This is a genomic window from Arthrobacter sp. MDB1-55 (assembly GCF_059092925.1).
On sequence record NZ_JBNHID010000003.1, the window covers coordinates 364,716 to 378,280 of the forward strand.

The following is a 13,565-nucleotide window of genomic DNA, read 5'->3' on the forward strand; positions in this document are numbered from 1 at the left end:
GGAGCAGCTGCCGCAAAATGCGAACGACTGGTTACAGTGGCTTCCAATCTCGACGGACCGCACGGGTCGCTGGAGCAGTACGGTTCGTGGTCGAGCGGATTGGAAGAAAACAGCCCTTAGGAAGTGGCCGCCTGATGAAGTGTACATCCGCCGAAAACACCGCGTGACCGACAACTTGCCCGCAAGCATACTGGCATGGACGTATGGGCGGATTAGCAACGCGCAGCTTGAGCCCGGAGAGCACACAGCCAGCGGCATAGAGAAGCCGATACTCGCTATGGGGTCTGTGGTGGCCGATCTTGAAGGTGTTGATACCACGGAACCGCATGAGAGGGAGTTATTGGCGGCCCGTGCGCTTGGGGGTCCATGGCCACATATTTCCACTCTGGCGCAGCGGTTCAAGTCTTTTGACCGGCGCGGGGCTGAGGACTACGCGCGGCGGCTACTGCACCCGGAGTTAGCTGATCGAATGTTTCAGCTTGGCGTTCTGGGGGAAGTCATACTGGGCGTTGAGAAGGCTGTCGGCGAAGTAGTCAGTTTGAAGCCCATCACTGGGTCTCCTGGTCCGGTTTATGCGACCTCTGAGGGCTACTGGACCGTCTGGTGGGAGGCAGCGAGCATCTGGAACCACTTTGGCATTCCAAACCTTCGACAGGAAATCTCGCAGGACGCTTTTTCCCGTCCCGGAAGAACTTACGCTGCCAAACCGGATAGGCCAGACATACTCCTTGTGGGTCCTGACCGCGAGGTCCTAGTACTTGAAAGCAAGTATCCAGTCGATTCAGAAAGCCATGGTTACGTCGCTTCGGGCGTTTCTCAGGCGTTCTTCTACGCGAAACAGCTCTCTGTAATTAGCGACAGGTCACATGCATTCAGTGTTGGCCCGAGCTCGGTAGTATCCAATACCTCTTATCGAAGCGTGGATGGCATCCGAATAGGTGTTGCTCCAGAGCAGGATGTCGTAAGGCTAGTTCAAGAGTTCATCACGGCGGGGAAAGCATGCGCTTCACCAGAAGCGAGTGAGTTGTGAAACAAGGACACTGGAGCCTCCTGTCATCGCTACCAGCGCAAGTATTAGGGAGTGCTTCCCGTTGTTGCCGGCCAGCGAGGCTCGCGTGTACGGCAGTCGTCTGCGCTACCTTCCAACTCGATGAAGTTGGTCCAAGGCCCTACTAGGGGTGCGTTTTCGGCACCTTAAGAACCTGGAGTCATCTGTCCGTCTGTCCTCCGAGGGAGATCGCCTCTAATCTTCCCCGCCGCTGACGACGCTCTCGTCCAGTGACGAGTGGATCGGTTCATGCCTCACATTCCTATAAAGCTCAAGGCATATCGTGCCGCTCGTATGGCGAGTTCCTCTGTGCTACAGGGAGGACCACGAATCTTCACTCCCGAAACGGGCGGGCGAGGACGGGCTACTTCTTCATGGCAGTAGCGGTGCTAACTTCCGCATCGGCGATTGCGATTGAAGCTGATGGCGAATCAGATGGATGGCAGGGAATTACTCCCGCAGTCGGGCGTGCACTCGTGGTTCCTGATTATCACCTCCCTCTGGACCCTACGTGGATGCAACCGGACGTCACCCAGGCAACCACTTACTGACCGGCATGTAGTCCCGGGGACAGGACGCGCGCCGAAGGCGCCACTCGAATTGAGATTCTTGAGTCAGTCGCAGTTTGCTATTCGATCTACGACAGCCGTGCTCAGAGCGGACGGCGCACTTTCATTGTTGGCACGGTCCTGGGAGTCGGGTCAAGCCTCTTGGTAGCTGCTGTGGAGAATCTCGCGCGCCATCATGGGAGACGCTCCACAAGGTCCTAGCTCGTTCAGATCGACCTACCCGAATACATCATGCGTCGATAGCCTTTGAGTGAATCGTAGGCGGACTTGTAAATGGCGTTGACGTAACCAAAACGCCGTAAGATGCACTTCGTTCAAAGGAGAAAGTGTAATGACCAAGCTCTGGAAGCCAACCTCTGAGCAGGAGATGGTGGAGGGTATCAACGCTGGTGTAATTAGAGAGAATCACTTCGTCGAAGTGAAGCAAAGCGCGCGACCTGAACAGATAGCTCAAACTCTCGCCAGCCTTTCCATAGATGGAGGCATATTCATCATCGGCATCGGCGAGGAAAAGGACGACAGCGGTAACAAGCGGCTGGTGCCCCGACCCCTCACATTAGAGGGGCAACTAGAACGAATTGATGCAATCGCGCGCAACAGCGTAGACCCGCCCCTTGTAGTCCGTACCGTTGTCGTGACGTCTGACGCCGATGCGACGCTGGGCTACGTGATTGTGGAAATTGAAGCCTCGATGGAGGCGCCGCACATGGCCGGGAACCGGTACTACGGTCGTGGTGAAGCATCCAAATATGCTCTGTCTAACGCCGAGGTGATCCGCTATCACGAGAGGCGTCAGAAGCCCGTCGCGGTAGGTGAGAAATTGTTAGATGAGACTGAGGGCAACGACTACCTCATGCCGGACGAGATGAACCATGGGCACATTTATCTGGTTGCTGAGCCTCTCTCGCCGACCAGCGCGACTCTCGTTGAGCGCTTTCTCGACTCCCATCAAGAAGTCCTCGACTTCGTCGCTTCGGGTACAGAGCACTGTCGCAGAAATCTGATCGATTGGTACCCCGCTCCACACCATGCTCTGCGGATTAGGCAGCGCACGCATGGGGTTTCAGCAGTCACTCCCGAGGCAGATGGGCCAGGAAGGAGCATAAGTGGTGACCTTGCTTCAGAAACCGGGTTGCTGGACATCGAATTCACCGAGTCGGGCGGGATGCGAGTCATCCTCGGGAGAGGCACGGAACATACGCAAGGGACCGACGAGATGGCGATCTGTGATGGCCTAGTGGTTGCTTATGTGCAGAGGTTGACATACTGGGTGGCGAAACTGTCCGAGCAATACTCCTACACTTCAGCGTGGGTTCTAGGGCTTCGTCTTAATGGCGTCAATGGGCTCAAATCATACGCGACGTATGGCGACTACTCCTTCCGAAGACGAGGGGGCACCATGGAGACCGAAAGATACTCCCGCGTGTGCACGGCTACCGCCAGAACGTTGGCAGAATCTCCGGACGAGGTCACTGTTGCTTTAGTTGGCCGTTTACTGAAAATTTTGGGAACGACGAAAGATCACCTGTCTTCAACCAATTGACTGCGGTTTCCGTATTGTTTCAGCTGCATGCATAGAAGGGATCAATCTCAGTAGCTGACGCGTTCTCGCCCCAATGATGTTCTACTATCCGACGACCTTTCCCCGCTAAGAGCGGAAAGGCCCTACTCTGCTGTACTGGTCACATCAAGAGTAGGATTCCCCCATGCCTCATTGGAATGGTCCGGAGTCCCGCCTAACTCGGTCTTGGTGGTGGGCGGCGCCAACCCATCACCCGCGTTTCTGTGGACTTTCTGCTAAGGGCCCACCCCATGTCGGGTAGGAGAGCGAAATCGACGAGGAAAGGGCGAAGTGAGTCAGTTGCCTACGAGACGGCATTGCTATTTGTGCATGGAATTGGAGCCCAACGCCCGGGGCGGACACTGCAAGATTTCGAGGTCCCTCTCCGGAAGCTGCTCCTTAAGGCGTTGCCTGCTACGAGTATCACCAGTCGTGCCGAACCTGAGGAAGAAGGACTCCCTGCGAGAACCGCTTGGCTTATTGAAACCCCTTCCGGAACTTTCAATTGGTTGTTAGCGGAAGCTCGTTGGGCTGACTCATTCGATCCTCCAGAAGCTTCGCCGCTGAGCAAATGGATGGGAGCAGTTGGCTTCTGGTTCGTAGCGTTCCACTTCTGTGCCACTATTCTTCTGCGTGCCTACTCCGCTCGACGCGAGATGACCGAGAGTTTCCGCAAGCGACAGTGGAAACCATTCGCAGTTCGTTTCACTGCCCTCCTCGGAATGCCTTTGCTGATGTCGTGGGCTCTCCTTTGGAGAGCGATATGTGTGCCGCTGATTCTGGTGGTTCTTCGGGTACTGTTGCGATTAGGTGAGGCACGGTGGGTAAAAAGCTTCGCAGGATTGATATCGGCGTTCCTCGGAGACAGTTTTGCGCTCGTCACCAGTCAGCAGTCTGAGCAGGATATGCTCCGACGTATCAGGCATGACTACCTTTGGTGTCGAGAGCAATCTGGCACAACACTAGTTGTGGCGCACAGTCAAGGCGCTTTCTTGTCTCAAAAGATGCTCAAGAAGGACGGCGACCCGACTACGATTTTAGTCTCCCTAGGTGCTGGGGTCGGAGTGCTGCACGCCTTGGGGCAGGCTGAGGTTCAAGCGAGTTACAAGTATGGTCGTCCCTTTGTTTTTACGGCTGTGCTGCTATTCCTATTCGGCGTGGTTGGTCCGTTTATTTTGCTTCCATGGTGGATGAGGAACGATCCGGCAACGTTAGCGTTCAATGGCCTTTTCGCGTGCATGTCGAACTCCTCATTCAATCCCTTGACGTTCGATGATTGCGTAGATGAGTACATTAGATGGCAGGACGGCGTAACAAGTCTCTTACTCGGATTATTGCTTCTGATCTTCATTGTCGTCATTCCCTCCGGGTTGAATGCACAGGTTGAAAGACTGTTTGGCGACCTGGGGCTACTGTCCATTTATAAGACAAGAGCATTGGAACTCGCGCTGCCCGCACGTAGAACGCGCTATTGGCTGGATGTATCGAGCCCACGTGATCCGGTCTCGTTAGGCGGTCTCATGGAGGGATGCGCGACTCAGGTCATTATCGTCAGCAACAACAAATTCCTACCGTTGCTCGAACACACCAGCTACGACCGAAATCGCGTGGTCTTATCGCGCATTGCGTTACTCGCGTACCCTTCCACACGAGAACATGGAGCAGCCCGGGCGGCGCTGCTCGCTCTGTCCGAAGCCGCAGAACTCAGACAACGCGCCTTTAGGCGGCGATCCGAATCGATAGCAGGATTGTCTCTAGCATTGCTCTACGTCGGCTTGGTCATCTTTCTGTTCTGGTTCGCCTAGCGCCTCGCACAGGTCTCTCACACCTAAGGGCTGCACCACATGGGGTTCCCAAAGTGTTCAGAGCGCTTCCTCTGATGGATTATCTTCAGCATTCCCCCAAGGAGGTCTGTGTCCCACATGGCCACGTTACTTGACACTCAGGAAGGAAGAATGAGGCGCTCGCATGCTTCGACTTGCGGCAAGAGACGCCCTGATTGGTGACGAGCCGCGGCAGCGGCGAACTCCTCGGCGCGGTGTCTCAACCTGAGCCTAAACGGAGCTAGATTCGCCCATATGCCATCCTGAGTGTCCTGAGCCAGCAAGCACTCCGCAGCGGTCGCGCCATCCCGGCTCGAAAGTGCTTGTGGAGAATTGCGACGAAAATCTTGTTTCAAGTGAAGCCGCCGATAACCGACATTTTTCCCGAGGTTGACTACGGGCTGGGGTAGGTCCACTCCCATCCGGCGGGAGCTCCACCGTACTTGAACACCAGAGTTCCGCTTGGGTTAGTCACGTCGAGAACTACTTTGCCGTGGACCTTCTCGCCCGGGCCCATCATCTGGGGGAGCACTTCGGCATCTGGCAAGCAACTGAAAGTTGCTGCCGTGCCGAGGTCCGCGTTGGATGTGGTTCCGTTGGGAGCAATCTCGGTGAACCAGAATGGATTCATTTGGAAAGTTGGGTCCAAGGACTCTGCCAAGGCCGGCTCCGTGACCACCGAGACATCGAGGACGAGGAGATGCCCGTTCAATGGCGGCTGTGCGAATTCACCCGTACAGGGCACATCGACAGCGATGGAGTTCACTACGAACGTCACAGTCTGCTCTCCCTCCTCTGTAAGACCGGCGCCCTCTCCTACCTGCTTGATGAGGTTCCCGCGCGTAGACTTTTTTGCCTCAGGTGCAGCGGAGGTAGGTTCCACTGACGCAGCTGTGGCGACCGGCGCCTGACTAGCGTCCTCAGAAGTTTTTTGACTGGTAGGCGCGGCCGGCTCCACAGTCGGAGCTTCGGGAGAGTTCAAGTCCGTAGAGCATCCAGTCACCAACAGGCAGACAGCGCAAACGGTATGAGTGACTTTTTCATAATTCCCCCTTGAGAAGATGAGCCGGTGACTACACGGCACTGCTAGATCGTAACGCCAGAATTCGACTGTTACGGACAACGATGTAATCAGCAGAGGCCGCGACACATCCCACACGACTTCCCGGACTCCAGCACAGTCCCCACATCCGTACGCCAGTCCGATGCGAGGCACTAAGTGTGGATGTGCGATGGGGGCCAGTCCAATAGTTACTGCTTCACCTGAAGCAGTGGAAGACCGTGTGATGTTCCTGACCATCGGCGGCAACAGCAGTCAGGAGGACCTGCTGATCTTGTGCTTAGATGCTCTGGCTACGGAACTCATCCCCTCGCAGCTACTTCGAAAACCGGCGCTGATGTTCCAGGCCGAGAGCGCTCGTGTTGGCTATCGCGGTGTCTGTCATGAATTGGTTGAGTGACGCTGGATCACTGATGGTCCAGCGCGGGTAAATAGGGGTGTGACGGCGGCATCAGGTCCGGCGGAGAAACAAGGTTCGTTGGGTATTTCACCTCTGCGCTCGAAGTCCTCAGATGTTCTACCGAGCCCACCGATCAGCGGGGCGGAACGAGCTCAAGCGGAAGCCCCTCCCCCACATGGCCTCTTGCCGAATCCCACGACTCCAGCACCGCCCGCACATCCGCACGCCCCTCCGATTCCACCGCAATCCGTACGCACCTCGACGACGTCATCGATCAAAACCCGCTTGCCCGTTGACACCGACTGTACGGCGCCTCCACCATCGCGAGGCTCAGCACGTTGGAGTGCACCTCCCCCGACAAGACCTCCCCGGACCGCAACGCCGATACAAGCTCGGCAAGAGCCCCTGCGACCTCCTCATGAGAAGCAGGCGGAACCGAAGCATCACCAGACACCAATTCGGCAACAGCGACACCAGCACCGTCCCAGGCAGCAGTCCCTCCGGCACCGTTCACCCGCCACGACCCGTTCCATGACGTCTCCAACCCGTCCGCACACCAGCTACCCGTACACACGTACCGGGTGCCACCGCTCATCTGGAACACCGCGGTGGCGGCAGCAGCGCCGTCGTACCAGCTCCACGACGGATTGAACTCCTCGCAATACACCGACACCGGGTCTTGATCCAGCAGGAACCGCACCGCATCGAACTGGTGGATGGCCATGTCCACCAGCAGCACATGCGCCATCTCCTCCCGGAACCCGCCAAAGTGCGGGGCCTTGAAGAACTCGGTCGTCACCACACCGATATCGCCCAACTCCTTAGTGAGCGCCTTCAGCTGCGTCAGCCCCTGGAAATACCGGCGCGACTGGCTGATCATCAGCAACTGCTCGCTCACCTCCGCCGCGGCCGCCAACGACAGGCCCTCGGCCACCGTCGGGGCCACCGGCTTCTCACACAACACGGGCAACCCGGCGAACATCGCCTCCACATTCACCGGATGATGCGCCGCCGGCACCGTCACATTCACCACGGCGTGAGCCCCGGTCACAGCCGCGTAAGCGAGAAGGTCCCGACTCACGATGGAGGGATGAGTCGGCGATCGCCTAGTGCCTTCAAGTACCAGCCGGGGCGAGCACTGCTCACGATCAGGCAAGGTGAATGGGCGTTCCTGCGCCGCTCGGCGGAAGCTAGTTCATCATTCTTGCCGAAAGTGAACTTGAAGTTGTTGATCCCGTTGTACAGACGGCAGGGCTTGACCTGCTCAAGTTAGATTGCACAAGTTCGATCCTATGGATGTACACCCCTTCGTATGGGCTGCACTGAAACCGCCCAGAAGACGACGGCGGCTCCCCTGCGGTCATCGATGTGTCGCCCCTGACGCCTGCGCCACCATTCGAAATTGCAGACACAGACAGAGCACCTCGGCGGAGGTCCACAGAAGCAGATCCGGCGGCCTATACCGTTGAGGTCATGCTGTCTATGGACACTCTCACCTGCGAACTCGTCCCGAACGCCATTAAAAATGACTCGTTGTCGTGCTCAGTGCCGCCACTTGAACATCTAGGACTATGGACCACCATCGGTAGCCTCGCGACCGCCATTTTCACTCTAGGGTTGGTCGTCCTCGCCGGATGGGCGGGGGCTACTGCTGTGCAAACTCTCAAACAAACGCGCAAGGACAGCATCGAGCAAACTCGTCCGTACGTCTTTGCTCAGGTCGTCCCCAGCCTTGCAGGAACGGCCATCTACGACATAATCATCAAGAATTCCGGCCGGTCCATGGCGTCCCATTTGAGGATGTCCTGCACCGGATTCCCGGAAGCGCCAGACGATATCGCCGAGAAGATCGGCGACTTGATGACCCTCGAGCATGCCTTGCCACCCGGGGCTCAGCTACGTTCCTTCTGGCGCTTCGAACTCGAGGAAGGCGCCATTTGGAAGGACGGGTCCAAAGAGGCGGCTGGCATGCCGTCAAAGGCAACGATATCTGTTTCTTATAGAGGTCCTGACGGTTGTTATTCCGATGATTTCCCCATCGACACGTCGGTTTTTGCCCTAGCTCCCGTTCCTGCCTCGGGCCACGACGTTCCGGCTTTTCTTTCCCCTGAGCAGAAGGACTTGCACAAGATGCTTGCTGTTATCGCACGCAATATTCGAGAACTTGGGCGGTACTCTTCGTGAACATCCTCTCCTCGGTCCTCTTCGCAACTACCGTAGTTGAAGCACAAGATAGGACAATTCAGCTTGGTGTTGCAGCAATTGGCCTGCTCGGAGTTGTCGTCGGGGGACTGCTGCAGATCCTCTTTCAAATGCACAAAGATCGGCGAGACTCACGAGAGAAGGCGAGAGCAGCGGTCCTTACTACCGTTCATGAAGGTCTACGCTTCACTGGCTCCATATCGCAACTGATCAACAGCGCAATCGACGAGTTCACAGGCGTGGATAACAGGGGTCGAATCGAGATAGCCAATTCTGCTCGCATCGTTGATCTCGCCGCGACTGTGTATGAGGACCACGGGAAGGCGTTCAGCGCTGCGATGGCTTGTGCAGGAACGTCTGACCACAAGATCAGTAAGCAGGCACAGAACGTCATGAGAGACATGGGCGATCTAAACGTGCGGTACATAACGGCTCTCAATGACCTGAAGTTGGATCACAAACACAGTGCTGCCTTCATATCTGCCCGTGACGAGCTACTCATGGAGTTGAATGTTTTTCACACCATGGTCGAGCCTCGGTGGTACGAGCGCCGTCCCACCTTTCGTTCCTACCGTCGAGCTAAACGGGAGACGGAGAGGGATAAAAAGAAGTATGAAGCAGAGAAAGCGCAGCCATCTCCGGATGTCCCAACGACATCTACCTTCCGCCAACGTTTAATAACCGCGATCGGCGTCCTCCTTGGAAGGACCACTTCGTGAACGCATTGGAAGACGTTAGGCAGATATGAGCTGGGGCTATGCCATGTTGCTCATGGGTTGTAACCCGCCACCACTCTTGCACCGGCCGCGCCAGCAGGGCGCCGGCACGTCGACGGGCGGCCTCAACTTCGCCTGCGGCAACGGGAACGCCGCTGTGCAAAGCAACGCTCGCGATCCGTTCTATCCGGAAGCGACCCTCTAAGTCTTCAAGAACCACGGGCACCTTCAACTGGGGCCAGCCGCAGGAAGACGCCTGCTTCATCCTCGAGGAGCGTACTGAGAAAGGGCGCAGGGCTCCTTGATCGGAAGCCGGCGAGGGTGCGCAAGGTGCTTTTGGCGGGAGGTTCGTCGATTACTGAATAACCGTCGAGATCACGGCCATCGCTGGTGAAACCGAGCTAGGTCAATGCCGCCAGTCCCCCCACGAGGGGTCGCACTGAACCCCAGGACTCCAGCGCCTCCCGCACATCCGGACGCCGTTCCGACACCACAGCAACCCGATACGCCTCCTCCACGACGTCATCGATCAGCACCCGCTGGCCGCTTGACGCCGACTGCACCGCAGCCTCCACCATCGCCAGACTCAACACGTTCGAGTGCACCTCCCCCGACGGCACCTCACCGGACCGCAACGCCGACACAAACTCCACCAACGCCCCCGCAATCTCCTCCTCATGCGACACCGGCGGAACCGAAACAGCACCTGACATCAACTCCGCCACGGGTGAACCCGCACCATCCCACACCGCAGAACCGCCCGCACCGTTCACCCGCCACGCCCCATTCCATGACGTCTCCAACCCGTCCGCACACCAGCTCCCCGTATACACGTACCGAGCGCCACCGCTCATCTGGAACACCGCGGTGGCGGCAGCAGCGCCGTCGTACCAGCTCCACGACGGATTGAACTCCTCGCAATACACCGACACCGGGTCTTGATCCAGCAGGAACCGCACCGCATCGAACTGGTGGATGGCCATGTCCACCAGCAGCACATGCGCCATCTCCTCCCGGAACCCGCCAAAGTGCGGGGCCTTGAAGAACTCGGTCGTCACCACACCGATATCGCCCAACTCCTTAGTGAACGCCTTCAGCTGCGTCAGCCCCTGGAAATACCGGCGCGACTGGCTGATCATCAGCAACTGCTCGCTCACCTCCGCCGCGGCCGCCAACGACAGGCCCTCGGCCACTGTCGGCGCCACCGGCTTCTCACACAGCACCGGCAACCCGGCGAACATCGCCTCCACATTCACCGGATGATGCGCCGCCGGCACCGTCACATTCACCACGGCGTGAGCCCCGGTCACAGCCGCAACCTCGGACACGGAGGTGCCCAAAGCGACGTCCTGAAGCCCGAACTCCTCCACCGCGGCCTGCGCGGCACCCAGGTTGAGGTCCACGAGACCGACCAGCTCGACGTCGTCGTTCGCTTGCAAAGTCCGGATCCAGGCCTTGCCCATTCCGCCGGCACCCACCTGAACCACGCGCAGGGGACCGGCGGTCTCGACTGTTTTGAAGGTGATCAACTGCTCATCGCTCCCTGGTAACCGTGGCCGGTGTAGAAGTCCTCGGTCTCGTAGCGCAGCAACACCGGGTCGGTGCGCTCAGGCCGCAACGTCTTCGCCCACTCGACGCCGTTGGCAATCACACGGCGCACGTCCTTGTGGTGATAGACCGGGTAGTCCTGGTCGCCCGGGCTGAAGAAGAAGATCTTCCCGAAGCCGCGCTTGAACGTGCAGCCGCTGCGGAACACCTCTCCCCCGCTGAACGTGCTGAGGAAGATCAGCTCATCCGGCGCCGGGATATCGAAGAACTCCCCGTACATCTCCTGCTCCGGAATGATGAACGGGTGCGGCACACCCTGTGCGATCGGGTGCGCGGGGTTGACAGTCCACACGATTTCGCGGTCGCGCTCGGACCGCCACCGCAGCGTGCACGAGGTGCCCATCAGCTTCCCGAAGATCTTCGACCAGTGGCCTGAGTGCAGGACCAGCAGCCCCATGCCGGCCAGCACGTGCCGGTGGACGCGCTCGACGGCGTCGTCCGCCACCTCCCCATGCGCGGCATGACCCCACCACACCAGCACGTCGGTGTTCTCGAGGACGTCCTCGGTGAGTCCATGCTCGGGATCGTCCAGGGTCGCGGTCCGAACCACAGCCCGTGAACCGAGGTTCTCCTCGATGCCCTCGCGGATGGTGTTGTGCATGCCGTCGGGGTAGATGGCGCGGACTTCGGGCTGGACCTGCTCGTGGCGGTTCTCGCCCCAGACGAGGACGCGCACGGTGTCATTACTGGTGGTCATGGTTTTCTCACTTTCGATTAGCAGCGTTTACTTGACGGCCCCGCCGGTGGCACCGGCCGCAACGTATTTCTGAGCCAGGATCAGCAGCGTGATCGCCGGCAGGGAGGACAGGACGGCGGTGGCCATGACGGCACTCCAGTTGGACACCTGCGTGCCCAGGTACTGGTAGATGCCCAGGGTCACCGGCCGCACCTCGTCGGTGGTGGTAAGGGTCAGCGCGAACAGGAAGTCGCTCCAGGAGAACAGGAACGCGAACAGGCCCGCGGTGATGAGCGAGTTCCGGCTGATCGGCAGCACAATCGAGACGAACGCGCGGACCAGCCCGGCGCCATCGACCCTCGCGGCCTCCACGATCGACGTCGGTATGCCGATCATGAATGCCCGCATGATGAGTATTACGAACGGGATGGCGTGCGTGGCGTCGGCGAGGATCAGGCCGGGGATGCTGTTGAGCAGCCCGAGGTCGTTGTACGCCGCGTACAACGCATTGGCAATCACGATGCCCGGAATCATCTGCGAGATCAGGATCGCCAGCAGCGCGATGTTCACCCATCGGAACCGGAACTGCGCCAGCGCGTACGCTGCCGGTGCCGCGACGAGCAGGCTGAACACCACGGTCCCCAGCGAGACGATCAGGCTGGTGACGAGGTTCGGCCCCTGCTCGGCGATGGCCCGGGCGTACCCGTCGAAGCTCGGATTCCACGGGAAGAAATCGGCGGTCAGCGTGTTGCCCGAGGGCTGCAGCGACGCGTTCACCATCCAGTAGACGGGGAACAGCATCACGGCGAGGAACAGGATGCCCAGCGCTGTGTACCCGGCGGAGCGGGTCCGTTCCCTGCCTGCGTTGCGCTGCGCCGGAACGGGCAGGACGGCGGTGTCCAGAGTAGTCACGGTTGTCCCCTTACTCGTCGACTGCGCGCCGGTTGGCACGGAGGTAGATGACGGCGAACACCAGCGAGATGACGATCAGGATGTTGCTGAACGCGGCACCCACCCCGAACTCGAAGTTGATGAACGACTCCTGGTACGACCGGATGGACAGCGTCTGCGTCGCATTCGCCGGCCCGCCGTTGGTGAGGACCAGGATGATGTCCAGCACCTTGATGGTGTAGACGACGCCGAGCACCAGCACCACGCTGATCACCGGCTTCAGGTTGGGCAGCGTGATGTGCCGGAAGGCCTTCCACCCGGTGGCGCCGTCCAGGGCGCCCGCCTCATACAGCTCGTCCGGAATGTCCTGCAGACCCCCATAGAGGATGGTCACGTTGAACGGAATGCCCACCCAGATATTCACCAGTACGACGGCGAGGAGCGCCACCGCCGGGCTGGTCAGCCATGGCACGGGCTGGATTCCGAAATTCCCCAGGAACTGGTTGAGGATGCCGGAGTCCTGCTCGAGGATGGACCGCCACGTAGCGCTCGACACGATGAGCGGCAGCAGCCACGGCAACAGGAGCATCGAACGCAGGAAGTTGCTCAGCGGGAAGCGCCGCTTGAAGAAGCATGCCAGCGCCAGCCCGATGATGAACTGCCCGGCGATCGACCCGAGAGTGAACAGCGCCGTGTTGGTCATGGCCGGCCAGAACAGGTTGCTGTTCAGCACTGCCTGATAGTTCGCGAGCCCCACCCAGGGCGCTTCCCCGGTGAAGAAGGTCTTGGTGGTGTACTCCTGCAGGCTCATGGTGATGTTCTTGACCACCGGGTAGCCGAAGAACAGCACCAGGTAAAGGGCCGCCGGCGCCACGAACAGCAGGCGGGTGACGTTCTCGCGGGAGATCCGGCGCGGTGCGCGGACGGGAGGCGGGGCCTCCGCGGAGGAGGCTGCCGCCGTCGTCGTCGTAGCAGTGTTGGTGCCTGCTGTGTCTGTCCGCATCATCGCAG

At 59.1% G+C, this 13,565-nt stretch carries 12 protein-coding genes; 6 read left to right on the top strand and 6 right to left on the bottom strand.

The features are described from left to right. Positions 1–163: 163 nt before the first annotated feature. From AC5RU3_RS13295 to AC5RU3_RS13305, 3 genes are all read left to right on the top strand, one after another. On the top strand, positions 164–1,030 hold the full coding sequence (locus tag AC5RU3_RS13295) for a hypothetical protein (RefSeq protein ID WP_493965855.1): 867 nt from the start codon (positions 164–166) through the stop codon (positions 1,028–1,030). Between the two features lie 918 nt (positions 1,031–1,948). Next, complete coding sequence (locus tag AC5RU3_RS13300) at positions 1,949–3,160, top strand: hypothetical protein (RefSeq protein ID WP_493965856.1); 1,212 nt, start codon at positions 1,949–1,951, stop codon at positions 3,158–3,160. Positions 3,161–3,945: 785 nt separating this feature from the next. After that, positions 3,946–4,983 (top strand): hypothetical protein, encoded by a 1,038-nt coding sequence (locus tag AC5RU3_RS13305; protein WP_493965857.1) that lies wholly within the window; start codon positions 3,946–3,948, stop codon positions 4,981–4,983. Positions 4,984–5,395: 412 nt separating this feature from the next. On the opposite strand, the gene AC5RU3_RS13310 is transcribed toward AC5RU3_RS13305, so the two are convergent. After that, complete coding sequence (locus tag AC5RU3_RS13310) at positions 5,396–5,779, bottom strand: hypothetical protein (RefSeq protein ID WP_493965858.1); 384 nt, start codon at positions 5,777–5,779, stop codon at positions 5,396–5,398. Positions 5,780–6,233: 454 nt separating this feature from the next. Here AC5RU3_RS13310 and AC5RU3_RS13315 point away from each other — a divergent pair, with 454 nt between their 5' ends. After that, on the top strand, positions 6,234–6,461 hold the full coding sequence (locus AC5RU3_RS13315; RefSeq protein WP_493965859.1) for a hypothetical protein: 228 nt from the start codon (positions 6,234–6,236) through the stop codon (positions 6,459–6,461). Between the two features lie 274 nt (positions 6,462–6,735). Here the strand turns inward: AC5RU3_RS13315 and AC5RU3_RS13320 are convergent, their stop codons facing one another. Beyond that, the gene (locus tag AC5RU3_RS13320) at positions 6,736–7,542 is read right to left on the bottom strand and encodes a Gfo/Idh/MocA family protein (RefSeq protein ID WP_493965860.1); all 807 of its coding nucleotides are present in this window, start codon (positions 7,540–7,542) and stop codon (positions 6,736–6,738) included. Positions 7,543–7,943: 401 nt separating this feature from the next. Here AC5RU3_RS13320 and AC5RU3_RS13325 point away from each other — a divergent pair, with 401 nt between their 5' ends. Both AC5RU3_RS13325 and AC5RU3_RS13330 read left to right on the top strand, forming a co-directional pair. Next, the gene (locus AC5RU3_RS13325; RefSeq protein WP_493965861.1) at positions 7,944–8,645 is read left to right on the top strand and encodes a DUF8453 domain-containing protein; all 702 of its coding nucleotides are present in this window, start codon (positions 7,944–7,946) and stop codon (positions 8,643–8,645) included. Next, complete coding sequence (locus AC5RU3_RS13330; protein WP_493965862.1) at positions 8,642–9,382, top strand: hypothetical protein; 741 nt, start codon at positions 8,642–8,644, stop codon at positions 9,380–9,382. The genes AC5RU3_RS13325 and AC5RU3_RS13330 overlap by 4 nt, the downstream gene beginning before the upstream one ends. A 398-nt stretch (positions 9,383–9,780) precedes the next feature. Here the strand turns inward: AC5RU3_RS13330 and AC5RU3_RS13335 are convergent, their stop codons facing one another. From AC5RU3_RS13335 to AC5RU3_RS13350, 4 genes are read right to left on the bottom strand one after another with little or no spacing between them, the layout of a single operon-like run. Next, positions 9,781–10,905 carry a Gfo/Idh/MocA family protein gene (locus tag AC5RU3_RS13335; protein WP_493966038.1) on the bottom strand — a complete coding sequence of 375 codons (1,125 nt, stop codon included), beginning with the start codon at positions 10,903–10,905 and terminating at the stop codon, positions 9,781–9,783. Beyond that, complete coding sequence (locus AC5RU3_RS13340; protein ID WP_493965863.1) at positions 10,905–11,684, bottom strand: ThuA domain-containing protein; 780 nt, start codon at positions 11,682–11,684, stop codon at positions 10,905–10,907. Before AC5RU3_RS13340 ends, AC5RU3_RS13335 begins: the two co-directional genes overlap by 1 nt. Before the next feature lie 27 nt (positions 11,685–11,711). Further along, positions 11,712–12,575, bottom strand: coding sequence for a carbohydrate ABC transporter permease (locus tag AC5RU3_RS13345; protein ID WP_493965864.1), 864 nt, complete (start codon positions 12,573–12,575; stop codon positions 11,712–11,714). Positions 12,576–12,585: 10 nt separating this feature from the next. After that, on the bottom strand, positions 12,586–13,560 hold the full coding sequence (locus tag AC5RU3_RS13350; protein ID WP_493965865.1) for a carbohydrate ABC transporter permease: 975 nt from the start codon (positions 13,558–13,560) through the stop codon (positions 12,586–12,588). Positions 13,561–13,565: the final 5 nt, after the last annotated feature.

What these genes read in the sequence shown, in the direction of transcription:
- AC5RU3_RS13300 (WP_493965856.1), top strand. Translation starts at nt 1,949, where the DNA reads ATGACCAAGCTCTGGAAGCCAACCTCTGAGCAGGAGATGGTGGAGGGT.
- AC5RU3_RS13315 (WP_493965859.1), top strand. Translation starts at nt 6,234, where the DNA reads ATGGGGGCCAGTCCAATAGTTACTGCTTCACCTGAAGCAGTGGAAGAC.
- AC5RU3_RS13325 (WP_493965861.1), top strand. Translation starts at nt 7,944, where the DNA reads ATGGACACTCTCACCTGCGAACTCGTCCCGAACGCCATTAAAAATGAC.
- AC5RU3_RS13340 (WP_493965863.1), bottom strand. Translation starts at nt 11,684, where the DNA reads ATGACCACCAGTAATGACACCGTGCGCGTCCTCGTCTGGGGCGAGAAC.
- AC5RU3_RS13350 (WP_493965865.1), bottom strand. Translation starts at nt 13,560, where the DNA reads ATGATGCGGACAGACACAGCAGGCACCAACACTGCTACGACGACGACG.